This is a genomic window from Paenibacillus sp. SYP-B3998 (assembly GCF_010820665.1).
In the GTDB taxonomy this organism is placed as follows: domain Bacteria; phylum Bacillota; class Bacilli; order Paenibacillales; family NBRC-103111; genus Paenibacillus_E.
Genome location: NZ_JAAIKC010000003.1, coordinates 211,489 through 228,612 on the forward strand (window position 1 = coordinate 211,489; position 17,124 = coordinate 228,612).

Consider the following 17,124-nt stretch of genomic DNA (forward strand, 5'->3'; position numbering starts at 1 on the left):
GGCGTGCTTGATAAGGACAAATGTCTCAATCAAGCGCGCTTTTTTTATAGGTTAAGCGTATTGAAGTTGTTTTTCTTGCAAATTAACTTTGATTAAATAAATCCGCTTGCGAATATAAAAATCGTAAACGGCTCCAGTCAATTCACGCGGCTTAATCTTATTGTTCGTCTCATTATCAATAATCGTTACAGAACCATCATCATAAAATTTAAATGTGTAATCGCAGTAGTGATTATGTGCTTCATCTAGTAGCTGTTCGATTTGTCCGGGTAGAAGATAATCGGTGTCACACAATGCCTTCTGGTACCAATAGTCTCGCTCAATAAAACGGAAATTGTGACTTGTATTCATCATGTAAACAACCTCCTTCACCTAATAAGAACATTTGTTTGTATTTTTATTATAGCAAACATTTGTTCGTAATGGAAGAGGTGATTATAAAATATGGAAAAATGCCATGATGGAAGATGAACGTTCAGAAAATGAATAAAAAGATTGCAGCCAACGGGTAGAAATCACCGTATTGGAAGCAATCTTTTCTTCGTTCATTAGAGGGAGAGATTTCTTTTTGCGCAAATGTGTTGAGTAATCGCTAAACCGTGCATCCGTCCAGTCTCAATGAAAATTTCATTGGCATCGTATTTCGATGAAGCAACGACTCCTGCAACATATAGGCCTTCAATGTTTGTTTCCATCGTTTCAGTGTTGATAATAGGAGCTCCGGTTTCTTCATGGATGCCTACCCCTAGAGCAGTGAGAAGCTTTCGATCTGGACGAAAACCAGTCAATGCAAGTACGAAATCATTGTCCAGGGAGGCTTGTTTATTTCCCATTCGGAAGATGACAGAGTGTTCTTCAATTCGCTCGACTTGAGAATCGAACCACATTTGAATACGACCTTTGTTTACCATACTTTCGAAAAGGGGCCGAACCCATGGTTTGATATTGGAGGAAAAATGGCTTCCTCGATAAAGAACAGTGACATCAGCACCTACGCGAACTAAATCCATAGCGGCATCAACTGCCGAATTGTTGCCCCCGATGATAGCAACTTTCATACCTGCATAAGGATGGGCTTCTTTGTAGTAATGCGTGACTTTGGGCAGCTCTTCGCCTGGTATACCAAGCAGGTTTGGATGATCGAAGTAACCTGTAGCTATAATGACGTAGCGTGATGTATAAGTAGACTTATTACCGAATTGATCGGAAGTATGAACTGTAAAACCGTTTAACAGTTTTTCAATATCAACGACTTCTTCATAAGAGCGAATGCGCAATTTCTCCCTGCGCGCCACTTCACCGTAATAAACTAAAGCTTCTTGGCGGTATGGCTTTTCATGTGGGGTAATAAACGGATAATCACCAATTTCCAACAGCTCGGGCGTACTGAAAAATTGTAAATACGTAGGATATAAGTAGATAGCGTTCACAATACTGCTTTTTTCTATCAGTAATGGAGATAAACCAGCTCGCTGTAGAGCAACTGCAGCGGATAGCCCGCAAGGACCAGCTCCAATAACGATAACTTGTTCCATAATAACGACCTCCTTAGCAATTTTCCTCATTCCATCGTACAGCATCTATAAGAATTGTGCCAAACAAACGGGTAACTGCAATAAAAAAAGCAGCCAGCTACATCCTAGAAGGAAGTAGTTGACTGCTCGTTGAGCTCTTGGTTGTGCCGGCTTACTTTTGATTCAGCTGTTCTTGCTCATTGTCTTCACTAATATCGTCTTTTGCAATGCTAACAGAACTGATATTAGGTGCGTTTTCCAAGGTGTCATTCACAAATTCCAAATCTTGATTTTTGGCGTTCGTATTTGTTGTACCCCTGTAATCGCCAGCGTGTGTATTGTTTTCAACCATGGTTATCATCCTTTCTTTAAAATCTTTTGTTACCAAGCTTAACATGTGCATGCTAGAACCATTTTATTCGATTATTCTCCCAATTTGAGGGAATTCATGAAACTAGGAAGGTTTGTCAAACGTCTACTTTAATAAAGCTATTCCTAAGAAAGAGGATGGATGGAAGCCAAAAATAGAATGATGTGGACAACTTGCGTTATAATGAAAAATAGGCAGAGAAAAAGGAGCAGAGAAAACCATGCATCAATTACAGATTAAACATGTGGTCATTTTTTGTTTACATACAGGTAAAGGTACACCGGAGACAGATTGTTTTTTGAAAGAGAGCGCAGATGAGCTGTCACGGATTCCAGGCGTTGAGCATTTTGAGGTATTACAGCAAGTTAGTTTTAATAATAATTACGATTATGGTTTCTCTATGGTTTTTGCCAACCAAGCAGCGTATGATGCCTATCAGGTACATCCTTTACTTACCAGGTATGTAGCGGAATATTGGGTAAATCAAGTAAGTCGTTTTCAAGAAATGGATTTCATTGATTTTAATGGAGGGAGCCATCATGATACCTTTGAAATTACCGAAAGATGAGAAAGAAATGATGATTGAAGATTTGCAAAGCCATTTGGAGATGGATCACAATCTAACTTTAGGCCGCCTAGCGATTGAACAAATGATCGATTATATGCTACAGCAGCTGGCTGTTCCAATTTATAATCAAGCATTAGATGAAGTGAGAAAGACTGTCGTGGAAAAAATGGTTTCGCTGGAAGAGGACATTTATGCCTTGCAAAAATCAAAATCATCAAGAAGATGACTCATCATGTTTGGTTGAGGGGAGAAAGCGAACACCATGAACAAGCAGGAAGAAATGTTTGACATCTATGATGAGCAAATGAATTGGATTGGCATAGCTCCGCGTTCAGAAGTGCATGCGAAAGGATTATGGCACTGCACATTCCAATGCTGGATTGTTAGTTATGAACAGACGGAACCCGATCTTTTACTACAGCTCAGATCCCCTGATAAGGACCTGTTTCCGAATTTGCTAGACATTTCTTCGGCCGGGCATTTAGCAGCGGGGGAGACCGTTAGAGACGGCGTTAGAGAATTAGAAGAAGAGCTAGGTCTTCAAGTTGATTTCGAAGAGTTAGTTAGCTGTGGGACATTCATAGAGGAAGACTTCATTTCGGAACAATTGATTGATCGTGAGATTTGCCACGTGTTTGTACATAGATGCGACAAATCATTGGAGTCGTACATCCTGCAACCGGAAGAGGTTAGCGGTATATTTGCCGTGAAGGTGTCTGCGTTGGAACAGCTGGTTCATGGACAAATCAACGTTATAGAGGCCAATGGATTCCAATTGTCGAACGAGGGACAGCTTATCGTGAATCGCAAGCAAATTTCACTGACTGACCTAGTTCCGCACCCGGAAGCATACTTTGAGCTTTTGTTCCGCACCTTGAGAGAGCAATCGTGGACCAAATAAACGAAAAAAGAACCGAAGCGATGATGCGACCGCACGGTTCTTTGGCGTAACAGCTTATACAAAGTACTTGTTAGCTATGTAGGCATACAAGAAGTAGCAAACAACAGACAGGACAATAAATAGAATGCCTGGTGCTGTTTTTCGCTTGAAAAGCAGCAGGAAGCCTGCACTGAAGGCTGATCCCATAATCAGCATGGAAATAAACGTTAAAACACCCATCGAACGGTTTCTCCTTACCCTTTGTTAACGTAATCGCGCACCATGTCCTCCGTTACATACGAACGAAGAGGAGAAATGCCTTGTTTGGCATGGGCGATGATTTCGGCTGTAGCTGCATTGATGGCATCAACCGAGAACGGAAGACCTTGTCTGCAAAGATCGACACAAGCTTCGATCGCTTGCTCCCGCTGCTCTTCAAGTTCAGCGAATCGGACCAAATGCAGATGCTGCCCAGTGGAATGTTTCGTTATCGCTTCATGTACACTCATGTTAATGTTCTCCTTTAGTGACCAGATTCTAATCCAGTATACACGAATGAAGACACTAGGAACAGGCCAAAGAAACAAACCAACGATGAATAGAATGACCATAGAAGTCGCGGAGTGAGTACCTATGAATGAATTCCCAATTGAATCAGTCCTTCCCGAATTAAAAGAAGCACTAAAGACAAATGCCTGCGCTGTTTTGATTGCTCAGCCTGGAGCGGGTAAAACAACGCAAGTACCGCTTGCCCTTCTCCATGAGCCATGGTTGAAGGGACAGAAAATACTCATGTTGGAACCACGGAGATTAGCTGCACGGGCCGCTGCACGTTATATGGCGAGTCGGCAAAATGAACAAGTCGGACAAACAATTGGCTATCGAATGAAGAACGATACCCGTGTCGGCGCGCAAACACGCATTGAAGTTATAACGGAGGGCGTTCTTACTCGGATGCTGCAACATGACCCTGCTTTAGAAGGAGTCGGCGTTGTCATTTTTGATGAGTTTCATGAACGCAGCCTGCATGCGGATGTAGGCTTAGCGTTATGTCGACAATCGCAAACGCTTCTTAGGGAAGACCTACGTATAATTATTATGTCGGCGACGCTGGAAGCTAAGCCAGTTGCTGCTATGCTGGATAACGCTCCAATTATCCAAAGTGAAGGACGCACGTATCCTATTGAAACCTATTATCACGATCGGAAAATTGAAGGCAAGTTGGAGCTAGCTGTTGTCAAAAGCATTCAGCATGCCCTTGTGCAACATGAGGGTAGTTTACTAGTTTTCCTGCCAGGTGCGATAGAAATCCATCGGGTTGCAAGCAGTCTTTTGGCGCATAAGGAAAGTAGAGAAGTCGTTATTGCTCCTCTCTATGGAAATCTTTCACAGGAAGCGCAAGATCGGGCCTTGGCGCCTTGTCTTCCGGGTCATCGGAAAGTCGTGCTAGCGACTTCCATTGCGGAGACTAGCTTGACCGTTGATGGAGTTACGGTCGTTATCGATAGCGGACTCATGCGAGTACCGCGCTTTTCTCCACGTACGGGCATGACACGTCTAGCGACGGTGCCTGTTTCACAGGCTTCTGCGGATCAGCGCAGAGGTAGGGCTGGCCGACTCGGGCCAGGCGTGTGTTACCGCCTATGGACCGAGCAAGAGCACCGGCAGCTGCCGCCGAGCGGTACGCCGGAAATCCTCGAAGCGGAACTAGCGCCGCTTGCGCTGGAACTGGCCGCCTGGGGTGTGCCTGACCCAGCTGCCCTGGTCTGGCTCGACCCGCCGCCTGCAGCTGCCTATGGGCAGGCGCGGGAACTGCTTATGCAGCTCGGAGCTCTGCATGAAGGGGGGAGCCTAACGCCGCATGGCAGGCGCCTCGCGGAGTTAGGCTTACACCCCCGACTTGCGCACATGGTGCTACAAGCTGTACCTCTTGAACTCGGCACGATGGCGTGCGAACTCGCCGTGATGCTGGGCGAGCGTAATTTCATGCGCGCTGCCAAAGATCGCGATGCGGATTTGCGCTCCCGCATCGAAATGCTCTGGAGCGCTGTCAAACAGGAGCAGGTCGCGGATATTGATATTGGCCTTTGTCGACGTATTTCGGCGGAAGCCAAAGGGCTTCAGCAGTCGCTCGGTATCCGAACGAGTGGCAAGGAAAGGTCAGATGCATGTGGATTGCTGCTCGCCTTCGCTTATCCTGATCGCATCGCGCAGCGACGTTCTACAGGGCGTTTTCTGCTCAGCAATGGCCGTGGGGCTCATCTGCCTGAACTGCAAATACTTTCTAATGAGCGGTATTTGGTTGCAGTCGAGTTAGATGATTACGGCGTTGAAAGCAGAATCTATTCAGCCGCTCCGGTTAAGGAAGATGAATTGCTGAATGCGTTTTTCGAACAATTAGTTAAAGAACAAGAGGTTACGTGGAATCAAGAAACCCAATCTGTAAAAGCGAGAGAACGTATTCGGTTAGGCGCTTTAACTTTAAAAGAAGCTCCACTTCAGGAAACGCAACCTGAATCGCTGCTGCAAGCCCTCATTACTGGTATAATGACAGAATCGCTGGAAATATTACCTTGGTCTCGCAGTGCGCGACAGCTGCAGCAACGGGTTACGTTCTTGCATCATTTTGATGGGAATTGGCCTGATATGAGCGATTGTGCTTTACTTACTCGGCTTGAAGACTGGTTAGGACCTCATCTATATGGAATGAAAAGCAAAAGCGATATTCAGCGGTTGAAGCTAAACGAAATCTTAGAAGAAATGCTCAGTTGGGAACAACGCAGAGGGATTGAGGAATGGGCGCCAACACATATTCAGGTGCCAAGTGGTTCTCGGATTCCAGTTGACTATAGTGCCCTTGAATCGCCTACCCTATCTGTTAGACTCCAAGAAATGTTTGGTCTTGAGGATACGCCGCGAATCGCCAAAGGGAGAATACCTGTCACTTTGCATCTGCTTTCACCAGCTCAACGTCCTGTTCAAGTAACCAAAGATTTAGCCAGTTTCTGGCGCGAAGCGTATTTCGAGGTGAAAAAAGACCTCAAGGGTCGTTATCCCAAACACTACTGGCCAGATGATCCCATGGTCGCCATACCGACCAATCGCGCCAAGCCGCGGACGTAAGTCGCAAGGTAGTTAAGGAAACAGAGAAGAAAGGACGAGCCGATGATGTCAGAAAGAATATCCATTTATATATCGGCTGGTTTTGCTACTGCTCCAAATTTCTTACAAGCTTTCGCTGAAGAGCTGGCAACCTCCTTAGAGCAAGCAGGCTGGACTTCCCAGATTATTGTTCATTTTCCTTATGGGGATTGGTCAATAAAACGCAGGGTTCAGCTTCGGGAAATTGGCAGTGACCTTTGGTGCGCCTTACGTCAACGCAGTTCTGTCCATGGAGGGAAAGGCTTGTTCGAGATCATCGAGCAAACCTCACAAGCTGAGGATCGCTTGCTTTTGATCGGTCATAGCGGAGGGGCGGTAGCTTCTGTTCATGCAGCCGAACAGCTTCAAAACTTAAGCAGATTGTTGGTAGGTGTCGTTCAAATCGGCTCGCCTAAAACTGCCATTCCAGCATCACTTAAAGAGAAAGTCCTTTATCTCAAGGCCGTGAGTCCAACAGGAAAACAAATAGATCCCATTCCGCTAGTTGGAACATGGGGCGGTTGGGAGCGAGCAGGTTGGGGCTGGTGGCGGTGGAATCGCTTGAAGACAGCACCCGATCATCGAGAGGTAGTGTCCATTGTAGGTGGACATGCAGATTATTTTAGAAACCATGAACCGTATGTTTTTAATGGTTCAACGAATTTAAGCTCAACAATGAGTGCCCTATGGACTTTTTTACAAAACGCGCTCTCACAAATCAAAATACCAATAGAAAAGGAAGATGAACATGATTGAAATTATTAAAGCTTCAATGGAACACAGTAAAGAGGATGGATATGTCGGACATGTTGAGTTCACGGTGAAAGGACATTCATTTCCGTATGAAATAACGCTTCACAGCAAACGGAACAAAGACTGGAGCTATGCGTTGAATTTTAAGAAGGAATCAGGCAAAGAGGAAGATATTCTTGCCGTTGAGGAAATGCTGGAAGAGGACGAATATTTTGATAAACTGGTAGAAGCTGCTCAGAATACGCTTTAAAAAGAAAGCTGCCCCGAAATTCCTATGGACATTCTGAAGAAGATAAATAGCTTTCCAAATAAGCTCGGAGCGGCAATTACGCTCCGAGTTTGTTTATTAAACGGGTAAACTCAAAATTATCCCGAACAAATGGAAAATTATCCGTTCCAGAAATTGCGTAACCGATGAATAATGAATGTGTAAGACATTTTGCACAGAAGGGAGAGAATTTTGAACGAATTAATCATTTCAGTGTTGTAAGCGGTTACAAAAAACAAAATGAAAAGAGGTTAAATTAATGACGGTCAATCGCAAGCGAACCTTAGCTATCCTGCTCACTTTCTTACTCATTTTCACACTAGTACCTAGTACTGCTTTAGGAGCGGGCGCATGGGCACCAAACACAAGCTATCAAGCGGGTGATATCGTAACGTATGGAGGATCCAACTACAGTTGTTTGCAAGGGCATACATCAGTAAATGGTTGGGAACCGCCTAACGTGCCTGCGTTATGGAAACTGCAAACCGGTGGCAGCATCGATACGCAAGCACCGACAGCTCCAACGAACTTGATTGCAACAGGGTCAACGACCACGTCCATTTCGTTGTCATGGACAGCATCGACAGATAATGTGGGTGTAACAGGCTATGATGTTTACAGGGGCGCAACTTTGGCAGGTACGGCAACTGGAACGACGTTCACAGCTAGTGGCTTAACTGCTGCTACTTCTTATTCGTTCACAGTCAAAGCGAAGGATGCAGCAGGTAACGTATCTACGGCCAGTGCAGTTGTGACAGGAACGACTTCAACGGTGCCAGGTGACACCCAGGCGCCAACAACACCAACGAACCTTAGTGTAACGGCTACCACACCAACTTCAATCTCGTTGTCATGGACAGCATCGACTGATAACGTTGGTGTAACAGGCTATGATGTCTACAATGGCACGACACTAGCAGGAACGGCAACAGCTACAACATTTACGGCTACGGGTTTAACTGCCGGAACCGCTTACACGTTCACGGTCAAAGCAAAGGATGCTGCTGGTAACGCATCGGCAGAAAGCGCAGCTGTGACAGGAACGACTTCAACGGTGCCAGGAGACATTCAAGCGCCAACAGTACCAACGAACCTGAGTGTAACGGCAACTACATCATCTTCGATTTCGTTGTCATGGACCGCATCAACGGATAATGTGGGTGTAACAGGCTATGATGTGTACAAAGGCACAACGTTAGCAGGTACGTCAACAGCTACGACATTTACGGCTGCTGGCCTAACTGCTGGAACAGCGTACACGTTCACGGTCAAAGCCAAGGATGCTGCTGGAAACGTATCGGCAGCAAGCGCAGCTGTGACAGGCACGATTCCAACGGTGCCAGGAGATAGCCAGGCGCCCACTGCGCCAACGAACTTAAGTTCTTCGGCTGTTACAATGACTTCCGTTGCGCTTTCGTGGACTGCATCTACTGACAATGTAGGGGTAACAGGCTATACGATCTATCAAGGGATGACAAGTGTGGGTACAGCTACAGGCACAATTTTTACAGTTACAGGTCTGACCGCGGACACGACGTATTCCTTCACAGTTAAAGCCAAGGATGCGGCAGGCAATATATCAGCGGCTAGCAGCGCGCTTTCTGTTAAAACAGCTGCCAACTCTGGTGGATTAACGGGTACGAAAATCGTTACTTATTATCCGGAATGGGCTGTTTATGGGCGCGGATTCAAAGTACCAAATATGGATCCAACGAAATCCAATGTAATCAACTATGCTTTCGCCGACATTTGTTGGAATGGCAGACACGGTAACCCTGATCCAACAGGTCCTAATCCTTCAACATGGGCATGCGCCGATGAAGTCGGCAATATCAATGTACCAAATGGTACGATCGTACAAGGCGATACATGGGCTGATACAGGCATGTCCTATCCAGGCGATACATGGGAAACGCCGATTAAAGGAAGCTTTAATCAGCTTGTGAAATTAAAACAAGCGAATCCTAATGTGAAAACGATTATCTCCGTCGGTGGTTGGACGTGGTCGAACCGCTTCTCTGATGTCGCAGCTGATCCAACGACACGCTCAAATTTTGCGAAGTCAGCCGTTTCTTTTATTAAGAAATACCAATTTGATGGCGTTGACTTAGATTGGGAATACCCAGTTGGCGGAGGTTTGGCTGGGAATAGCTATCGTGCTGCCGACAAACAGAACTACGTTCTACTTCTTCAAGCGGTCCGTGCCGAGCTCGATACTGCTGGAGCAGCAGATGGCAAGCACTATTATTTGACGATTGCTTCCGGTGCAGGACCGAGCTTTATTGGCAATAATGAGCTTGCTAGCTTAGCTTCCATCCTGGATTGGATCAATCTGATGAGTTACGATTTCCATGGCGGCTGGGATACGAAAGGAGCTCAGAACGCGCCTCTCTATTATGATGCGGCAGATACAACTGCTGATCCTATCAACTTCAACATTGACAAAGCGGTTACGAATTATTTGGCTGCGGGTGTACCAGCTTCCAAGATCGTACTTGGCTTGGCTTACTATGGCCGTGGATGGACAGGTTGTGCGAATGTGAATGGGGGGCAATACCAACCATGTACAGGCGTTTCACAAACAGGTACCTGGGAAAAAGGTTCTTACGATTTCTATGATTTGCAAGCAAATTACATTAATAAAAATGGATACACGCGTTATTGGAACGCAGTAACTAAAACCCCTTATTTATACAATCCAAGCGGTGGCACTTATATTTCATATGATGATGAGCAATCTATTCAAGCAAAAGTGGATTATATTAAATCCAAAGGATTGGGTGGCGCGATGGCATGGGAAGCTTCGGGTGACCGTAACAAAACGCTGCAAAATATCGTAAAACAAGAATTGCTTCCTTAAAGTCAAAGGAGAAGACCGTCACTCAAAAGGGGTGGCGGTCTTCTTCTTTGTTACGATGAAAAGGTCACATTTATCAATATGAGTGCTACTTTCGTCCATTGACTTCCTTTGTCATAATGGATTAAAGTAAACTCACATAAACCAGTACCTGCGTGGGCAGTTGGTAGGGGAGGAGAAACGTAAGCATGACTATAAAAGCCTATGCTGGCACGTATCAAGGGGAATCAGCAATCTGGCTGCAAGCAGGAAGCTATGAAGCTGCAGTTTTACCGGAAATTGGCGCGAACTTAATTGCTTTCAGAGATGTTGTTAAGGCCTATCACTTCTTGCATGAACCTACGTTAGAAGAAATGGAAGCATTTAAAGCAAGACCTGTCATTCATGGAATTCCAGTCTTATTCCCACCAAATCGGTATGAGGACGGCAAATTTCCATGGAAAGATAAAATCTATGAATTGCCCATTAACGAACCAAGGACAGGAAATCACCTGCACGGGTTTGTTCACAATATTCCATGGAGGGTAGAGAAATTCTCTGCGGATGAAACTGAGAGTCAAGTGACGCTTGCTTTGCAGGTGCGAGAAGGGCATTCAGTCTATACATACTTACCGCATGACTTTACAATCCGTCTTACCTATACATTAGACGCTAGCGGTTTGCACCAACGCATTCGTGTACATAATGAAGGCAAAGATTCAATGCCATGCTTATTGGCTTTCCATACATCCATTAACGCACCATTTGCACCAAACAGCCAAGCCTCTGATTATTCTTTCAAAATGACCATTGGGCATCGTTGGGAAATGAATGAGAGAATGCTGCCGACAGGTGAATTTCAGTCTTTGTCAGAAAATGAAGAAAAGATAAAAGTTGGCGGAATATCGCCGTTTTTTGAATCGTTGGACAACCATTACACGGTATCTCCTCAAAATGGACGTAATTATATGGAGTTGACGGATTCACGAGCAGGTGTAAAACTAGTGTATGATGTAGGAACTTCCTATAAACAATGGATGATCTGGAATAACGGGGCAACCGAAGGGTTCTTTTGTCCAGAACCGCAAATGAATCTGGTTAATGCGCCTAACGTTGATTTGCCAGCTGACCAAATTGGCTTGGTGTCTTTGGAGCCAGGAGAGATTTGGGAAGAAACGGGGCGCCTATACTGTATTGGATAAATGAAATGGAAAATGAATATCCCATGTGATGCTTGGGGAGAATTTAATGTGGTTCTCTTTGAAGCTCAGAGGGGTTTCTCAATGGGTGAGATAGGAGAATAGGCAATGAACAATGAGGAACTTAGGAAAGAAATCGAGCGGCTTACGGAAGAAAATGTGAAGTTGAAGCAAGAAATTGCTAAGCTGCGCAGTGTTAAGCGACCTGCTGTCAGCTCCATGGATACGATGTCAACGAAGCTAAAGGAAGCGCTGCGCGAATAACCGTTTAATCGACATTGTAGCGTCCATACGATATAATGTTGAAATGGCAAAAGGAGGGATAGCAATGAACGAAACCTTACCACCAAAAACGTGTTCAATCGATCGTTTGGTCACAAAAGAAGCCGAAGTCGAAAAAGTGCTTGCTGGCGAAAAAACAGCATGTAGACGCAATGGGCGTTACGCGGATATCGGAGAATCGATGGAACTTAAAGGCAAATCTTTTACAGTAACGAAAGTGTATCAACAATCTTTGGGCGACTTGACCGTACTGGATGCGAAAGCAGAAGGACATGAAACGGTTGAGGAATACAAAGATAGTATCCTATCCATTCACCCAGGTATGCCTTGGCTGCCGCAAATGAAAGTATGGGTACACGAATTCGAGCTCGCTGAATAGTTAATGGCAAGTAACAGTGTAGGTCTGCGGATCTGCACTGTTTTATTGATTCCACTACCCTAAAGAATGGATGATGGTGTTGTCTTGGTATGTTGTTCTGTTGTATCTTCACATTTTTAGTGTCGTTCTGAGTATTGGTCCTTATTTTATTTTGTTCCCTTTATTACATCAAATAAAATCGGCGGAATTCGACAGGCTCCCTGCATATTTGGAACCTTTTCGAATAACAGTTCGGATAACGAAGCATGCCGGTCATGTGCTTGTGGCAACGGGCATCATTTTGACTTGGATTACGTCGTGGACGTGGGATACGTCGTGGATCATTATTACCGTGTTAATTATGGTTGCATCCTTGTACTTCATTGCCCGTGCGTTTTCTCCACTACTCAGACAACTGAAAGCCCCGCATGAAAATCGTGCACTACTTGTAAGCAAGCTTCGTAGAGCATTGATCGGGTATGTACTCATTACGTTGTCAATGATGTGGTTCATGGTGGCAAAGCCAACCCTGTGGTAAAGAAAACAATTATGCGGTTTCCGTTGACATAGGGTAGTATCTCCCCTATAATGAGAATGATTATCATTTTAACAATAATTATTCTCACTTTGTTAATGAATAGGGGAATGGACATATGGAAAAAAAGGATCGTTTATTTACACAGCAATTGGATATCGCCTATGATGATCGAATGATCGTTGAGGGCTTGAATGTGTCCATCCCTTCTGGGCAAATTACCGCACTTGTAGGAGCGAATGGTTCAGGTAAATCAACGATTTTGAAAACATTAGCACGGATTCTAAAGCCTAAAAACGGCAGCGTATTGCTTGATGGGGAATCTATACATAAAAAATCGACAAAAGAAGTGGCAAAGCAGCTTGCTATTTTGCCGCAGAATCCAGTTGCTCCTGAGGGGTTGACTGTTACCGAGCTTGTCGGTTACGGCCGTTACCCTCACCAAAAAGGATTCGGTTCTTTGACCGAGGAAGATCGGAACATCATCCGTGACGTGATTGAAGTTACCGGTATGAGCGAGTTCGCAGATCGTCCGGTAGATCAATTGTCCGGGGGGCAACGCCAACGGGCATGGATCGCGATGGCGCTTGCGCAGCAAACCGACATTGTTCTGCTCGATGAGCCAACAACGTTCCTCGACATGGCACATCAACTTGAAGTTCTGAAGCTGCTTGAGAAGCTGAGGGAGCAAGAAGGCCGAACCATTATCATGGTCGTCCATGATTTGAACCATGCGACGCGCTACGCTCAGCATGTGGTGGCGATTAAGAATGGTAAAGTCGTGAGTGAAGGGGCGCCTAACGATGTTGTGACGCCAGACGTGCTGCGCGAAGTATTCGGCATCGAAGCTGACATTGTTGAAGATCCTCGTACGGGTACTCCACTCTGCTTGCCTTACGAATTAGCACTGGTATAATAGATCGGGTGAAGACAGCTGAGCGTAGGCTGTCTTTTTTGTGCTTCGAAACTTCTGAGTGTCAGGCGGGTACAAGATATGGTCGTATTTTCAGCAGGTTTAAGGGCTAGTATGAACAAATTACTTGAAGAACAATAGGAGTAGAGATGACTGACACTTTGATTACATACAATATATGTTTTATGACGCGAGGCAGCCACATCTTGCTGCTCAACAGAGAAAAGCCAAGCTGGATGGGCTGCTGGAATGGTATCGGGGGCAAAGTTGAACAAGGGGAACTTCCCAGAGCTTCGATGATACGTGAAATTGCCGAGGAAACGGGTATAGCAGACTATGTGTTAACATTCAAAGGATTAGTGACCTGGATCGTGGATGGCGCTAGTTTCGGCGGTATGTATTTATATGTGGCTGAGGTGCCTAATGCTGTACACTATGAAACACCCATTCGAAGTGATGAAGGGATTCTGGATTGGAAGCATCTCGATTGGATTACACATGCGCAGAACCTGGGCATTGCCACGAATATCCCAACATGTTTACCTTACGCGTTAGGAGACTCCGCTTGTTATGACCATCATTGCCAGTATGAACAAGGTCAACTGGTGGACATTAATTCGCTTCTTGTTGAAGCAAGAATAGAACTAGACGAAGCTTACCGAAAGCGTTATTTATCCAAGTATATTTAAATTTTTCTGGCGTGCATAACGACAAAGTTGTAGTACTTGTAGACACAATCAACATCGGTGAAACCTGCTTCTTGCAGCCAACGCAGCTGTTGATCAAGCGTCGCCATTTTATCCAATTTGGTTCGTTCATAGGCAGCTTTCAGTGCTTCGGGATCAAGAGCTGTTTTTTTGATTTTCGTTTCCCAATCAGAGCGGTTCAGGCTTTGGAGAAAGGGACTGTCCCCTAGCACTTGATCTGCGTTAACGAATACGCCACCTGGTTTCAATAACGAGAAAATCCGCTTGTAAAGCGCATGTTTCTCATCGTCCTCCAAATGGTGAATGGAGAGAGAAGAGATGATACAATCGTAAGCTTCAGGATACTCATATTGACAGTAGTCCCCGGTAATATAAGTGATATTGGGTGCGAAGGAGTCCAGACGCTGCTTCGCGATATCCAGCATAGCTCCAGAGAGATCAATTAAGGTAAGCTTAGCGCTGGCATAGTTAGCTAGAATGAAGCTGGAGAAGAGCCCTGTGCCCGCTCCTAGATCAAGGATATTTGGTATTTCTGCGGTCGTCTGAACAAGGGAAGATGCGATTTGATACAAATCATCAAAACAAGGGATAAGCATTTTTCGTTGGGTGTCATATTTGCTTGCAATTTCATCAAACTGTGTATTAATTGGATTGCAGTAGTCTTGAGCCATTGCTGCTTCACTCCGTTCAAGTAGGATTAAGGACTTGAAGTGATCTTAGCGGAAATAGTAGGAAAAAACTAATATATAGAACCAATGATTCTTATAGGTAAAAGCTATGAAATAGTGTTTGCTTATAAAATATATTTACTTTGAAGGGTGATCCTACAATGTTTTTACATGAAATCACAAAATTATCGGAGCTCATAACGAATGAGAAACAGTACCCTTTTCACATTCCTTCGATTAAGCATTTGGACCGATTAAGTCTGAAAAAGCGGGTCACTTTTTTCGTAGGTGAGAATGGCTCTGGAAAGTCAACGTTGCTGGAGGCGATTGCATACCAATGTGGCTTTCATACCGGCGGGGGAAGTCGTAATAACAGCTATGAGCTCAACGCATCCGAAGCTCGATTGGGCAATTACTTACGATTATCGTGGAAGCCTAAGGTTAGCGGCGGTTTCTTCTTAAGGGCAGAGTCATTCTACCAATTCGCGTCCCATATTGATGAAATTGCGAAGGAAGACCCAGGTATTTATCAATATTATGGAGGCAAATCGCTTCATGAGCAGTCTCATGGCGAATCGTTTTTTTCCTTGTTCCAGAATCGATTCGGCCGTCCGGGCATCTATTTACTAGATGAGCCGGAGGCCGCATTATCTCCGATGAGGCAGCTTGCTTTCCTGAGCTTGATTCATGAGCTTCAGAAGAGTGCACAGCTGATTATTGCGACGCATTCCCCAATATTACTTGGGTACCCGGATGCGGATATCTATAATTTTGATCGTCATCCAATCGAACCCATCCGTTTCGAAGATACGGATCACTATCAAATTACGCGTAGATTTATGGAAAACCGCCAGCTATTCCTCAAAGAATTAATGGCTGATTGAGCGTCCAGTTACAATCTGGTTTTTCTAATGACATGGTTAATGACCTCGGAGAATACAAGCCCAATCGCGATGGCTCCTGACAGCATAAACGCTTTGGCAGCAAGTTGAACGGCCAAATCATAATGATTTTCGACTACATTTCTCATTGCATCGTAGGCTAAGCCACCTGGGACTAGCGGAATGATGCCAGAGACACTGAATACGATGATGGGCGTTTTATAAACCTTTGCAAATATTTGACTCATGACGGTTACGAAAAAGGAAGCGACCAGAGTCGCCATAATAGGATTGACTGCAAGATTAAGAAAGGAAATATACAAGAACCATCCGAGCATACCAACAAAACCGCATTGGAAGAGTGTCCCTCTCGGAACATTAAAGAGAATGGCAAAAGCGGCGGAAGCAATGAAACTCATGAGAAGTTGTTCAATCATCCTAGGATTCCCTCCCCTGTGTAGAAGGATAGAACGAAAGCAATGCCAGCCCCAATAGCAAAAGCCGTTAAAAATGCTTCGGCCCCTTTGGAAAGTCCGGATACGAAATGACCTGCCATTAAGTCTCTTACCGCATTTGTAATGAGAAGTCCTGGCACGAGAGGCATGACGGAACCAATAATGATTGTATCCAAATCATGGCCTAGCCCGATTTTCAAAAAAAGAAAGGCCATAGTTCCTATTAATAGAGAGGCTAGAAACTCGGCGAAAAACTTAATAGGCACTAAGCGATGGAAGTAAATGAGAAAAGACAGGCCCACACCGCCAGCTAAAAAAGCGGGAATAAAGTCATTCCAGGAGCCGTTAAACATGATTAAAAAGCATCCGCTAGCTAGAGCCGCCGCAAAGATTTTAACCCAAATGGGGTACCCAGGGCTCGCTGCATCAATTTGCCCAAGCAATTGATAAGCTTCCGAGACCGTAAGCTCGCCTTGGCTGATTCGTCTAGATACGGCGTTGACGACAGTCACTTTACGTAAATCTGTTGAACGTTCGGATATTCGAATTAATCGCGTCGTTTGCTCGGGTCCATCAATGGAAAATATGATCCCCGTTGGGGTTACAAAGCTGTGTGCATTGGGAATGCCGAATGCATGAGCTACACGTGTCATCGTATCTTCAACGCGGTAGGTTTCCCCGCCATTTTCCAGCATGATTTTTCCAGCTAATAAACAAACTTGCGCTATTTCATAGGTTGAACTGGATGGATGATCCATTCGCATGATCTCCTAGCTGAGTTGTATTAGCCCAAAGT

General features: G+C 44.9%; 22 protein-coding genes. 14 read left to right on the forward strand and 8 right to left on the reverse strand.

The annotated features are described in order from the left end of the window. Window positions 1–51: 51 nt before the first annotated feature. From GK047_RS11330 to GK047_RS11340, 3 genes are all read right to left on the reverse strand, one after another. Window positions 52–354 carry a hypothetical protein gene (locus tag GK047_RS11330; protein ID WP_240343904.1) on the reverse strand — a complete coding sequence of 101 codons (303 nt, stop codon included), beginning with the start codon at window positions 352–354 and terminating at the stop codon, window positions 52–54. Between the two features lie 194 nt (window positions 355–548). Then, window positions 549–1,535 (reverse strand): YpdA family putative bacillithiol disulfide reductase, encoded by a 987-nt coding sequence (locus GK047_RS11335; protein WP_163945916.1) that lies wholly within the window; start codon window positions 1,533–1,535, stop codon window positions 549–551. 151 nt (window positions 1,536–1,686) lie between these two features. Then, entirely contained in the window at window positions 1,687–1,911 is a 225-nt protein-coding gene (locus GK047_RS11340) for a hypothetical protein (protein WP_346010323.1), read from the reverse strand. A 193-nt stretch (window positions 1,912–2,104) separates the two neighbouring features. Between GK047_RS11340 and GK047_RS11345 the strand changes: the two genes are divergently transcribed. The 3 genes from GK047_RS11345 to GK047_RS11355 are packed head-to-tail and all read left to right on the forward strand — an operon-like array spanning window position 2,105 to window position 3,353. Next, window positions 2,105–2,452 (forward strand): Dabb family protein, encoded by a 348-nt coding sequence (locus GK047_RS11345; RefSeq protein WP_163945918.1) that lies wholly within the window; start codon window positions 2,105–2,107, stop codon window positions 2,450–2,452. Then, a complete protein-coding gene (locus GK047_RS11350; RefSeq protein ID WP_163945921.1) occupies window positions 2,424–2,678 on the forward strand; it encodes a DUF2164 family protein in 255 nt (84 codons plus the stop codon). Before GK047_RS11345 ends, GK047_RS11350 begins: the two co-directional genes overlap by 29 nt. Window positions 2,679–2,714: 36 nt before the next feature. After that, on the forward strand, window positions 2,715–3,353 hold the full coding sequence (locus GK047_RS11355) for an NUDIX hydrolase (protein WP_163945924.1): 639 nt from the start codon (window positions 2,715–2,717) through the stop codon (window positions 3,351–3,353). 54 nt (window positions 3,354–3,407) lie between these two features. Here the strand turns inward: GK047_RS11355 and GK047_RS11360 are convergent, their stop codons facing one another. Together GK047_RS11360 and GK047_RS11365 are read right to left on the reverse strand one after the other, a co-directional pair. Continuing rightward, window positions 3,408–3,572 (reverse strand): hypothetical protein, encoded by a 165-nt coding sequence (locus GK047_RS11360; RefSeq protein WP_163945927.1) that lies wholly within the window; start codon window positions 3,570–3,572, stop codon window positions 3,408–3,410. Window positions 3,573–3,586: 14 nt separating this feature from the next. Further along, window positions 3,587–3,841: a YpbS family protein gene (locus GK047_RS11365; protein ID WP_163945930.1), complete on the reverse strand. Its 255-nt coding sequence runs from the start codon at window positions 3,839–3,841 to the stop codon at window positions 3,587–3,589. Window positions 3,842–3,965: 124 nt separating this feature from the next. Here GK047_RS11365 and hrpB point away from each other — a divergent pair, with 124 nt between their 5' ends. From hrpB to GK047_RS11415, 10 genes are all read left to right on the forward strand, one after another. Then, the gene (hrpB, locus tag GK047_RS11370) at window positions 3,966–6,455 is read left to right on the forward strand and encodes an ATP-dependent helicase HrpB (protein ID WP_163945934.1); all 2,490 of its coding nucleotides are present in this window, start codon (window positions 3,966–3,968) and stop codon (window positions 6,453–6,455) included. Between the two features lie 42 nt (window positions 6,456–6,497). Further along, the gene (locus GK047_RS11375; RefSeq protein ID WP_163945937.1) at window positions 6,498–7,229 is read left to right on the forward strand and encodes an alpha/beta hydrolase family protein; all 732 of its coding nucleotides are present in this window, start codon (window positions 6,498–6,500) and stop codon (window positions 7,227–7,229) included. Next, the gene (locus GK047_RS11380) at window positions 7,222–7,476 is read left to right on the forward strand and encodes a hypothetical protein (protein WP_346010324.1); all 255 of its coding nucleotides are present in this window, start codon (window positions 7,222–7,224) and stop codon (window positions 7,474–7,476) included. The genes GK047_RS11375 and GK047_RS11380 overlap by 8 nt, the downstream gene beginning before the upstream one ends. 277 nt (window positions 7,477–7,753) lie before the next feature. Then, window positions 7,754–10,354, forward strand: coding sequence for a glycosyl hydrolase family 18 protein (locus GK047_RS11385; RefSeq protein ID WP_163945943.1), 2,601 nt, complete (start codon window positions 7,754–7,756; stop codon window positions 10,352–10,354). 185 nt (window positions 10,355–10,539) lie between these two features. Then, window positions 10,540–11,532, forward strand: coding sequence for an aldose 1-epimerase (locus GK047_RS11390; protein WP_163945946.1), 993 nt, complete (start codon window positions 10,540–10,542; stop codon window positions 11,530–11,532). 105 nt (window positions 11,533–11,637) lie between these two features. After that, window positions 11,638–11,793: a hypothetical protein gene (locus GK047_RS11395; RefSeq protein WP_163945949.1), complete on the forward strand. Its 156-nt coding sequence runs from the start codon at window positions 11,638–11,640 to the stop codon at window positions 11,791–11,793. 64 nt (window positions 11,794–11,857) lie between these two features. Next, window positions 11,858–12,190 (forward strand): ASCH domain-containing protein, encoded by a 333-nt coding sequence (locus GK047_RS11400; protein ID WP_163945952.1) that lies wholly within the window; start codon window positions 11,858–11,860, stop codon window positions 12,188–12,190. 73 nt (window positions 12,191–12,263) lie between these two features. After that, the gene (locus tag GK047_RS11405) at window positions 12,264–12,707 is read left to right on the forward strand and encodes a hypothetical protein (protein ID WP_205516771.1); all 444 of its coding nucleotides are present in this window, start codon (window positions 12,264–12,266) and stop codon (window positions 12,705–12,707) included. A gap of 115 nt (window positions 12,708–12,822) precedes the next feature. Next, window positions 12,823–13,620, forward strand: coding sequence for an ABC transporter ATP-binding protein (locus GK047_RS11410; protein ID WP_163945954.1), 798 nt, complete (start codon window positions 12,823–12,825; stop codon window positions 13,618–13,620). 146 nt (window positions 13,621–13,766) lie between these two features. Then, complete coding sequence (locus GK047_RS11415; RefSeq protein ID WP_240343906.1) at window positions 13,767–14,306, forward strand: NUDIX hydrolase; 540 nt, start codon at window positions 13,767–13,769, stop codon at window positions 14,304–14,306. Here GK047_RS11415 and GK047_RS11420 read toward each other — a convergent pair. Further along, window positions 14,303–14,995: a class I SAM-dependent methyltransferase gene (locus tag GK047_RS11420; protein ID WP_163945957.1), complete on the reverse strand. Its 693-nt coding sequence runs from the start codon at window positions 14,993–14,995 to the stop codon at window positions 14,303–14,305. The genes GK047_RS11415 and GK047_RS11420 overlap by 4 nt on opposite strands. A 158-nt stretch (window positions 14,996–15,153) precedes the next feature. Here GK047_RS11420 and GK047_RS11425 point away from each other — a divergent pair, with 158 nt between their 5' ends. Then, window positions 15,154–15,876: an AAA family ATPase gene (locus tag GK047_RS11425; protein WP_163945960.1), complete on the forward strand. Its 723-nt coding sequence runs from the start codon at window positions 15,154–15,156 to the stop codon at window positions 15,874–15,876. Window positions 15,877–15,884: 8 nt separating this feature from the next. On the opposite strand, the gene GK047_RS11430 is transcribed toward GK047_RS11425, so the two are convergent. Together GK047_RS11430 and GK047_RS11435 are read right to left on the reverse strand one after the other, a co-directional pair. Beyond that, entirely contained in the window at window positions 15,885–16,310 is a 426-nt protein-coding gene (locus tag GK047_RS11430; protein WP_163945963.1) for a threonine/serine exporter family protein, read from the reverse strand. Continuing rightward, complete coding sequence (locus GK047_RS11435) at window positions 16,307–17,086, reverse strand: threonine/serine exporter family protein (RefSeq protein ID WP_163945965.1); 780 nt, start codon at window positions 17,084–17,086, stop codon at window positions 16,307–16,309. The genes GK047_RS11430 and GK047_RS11435 overlap by 4 nt, the downstream gene beginning before the upstream one ends. Between the last annotated feature and the right edge of the window lie 38 nt (window positions 17,087–17,124).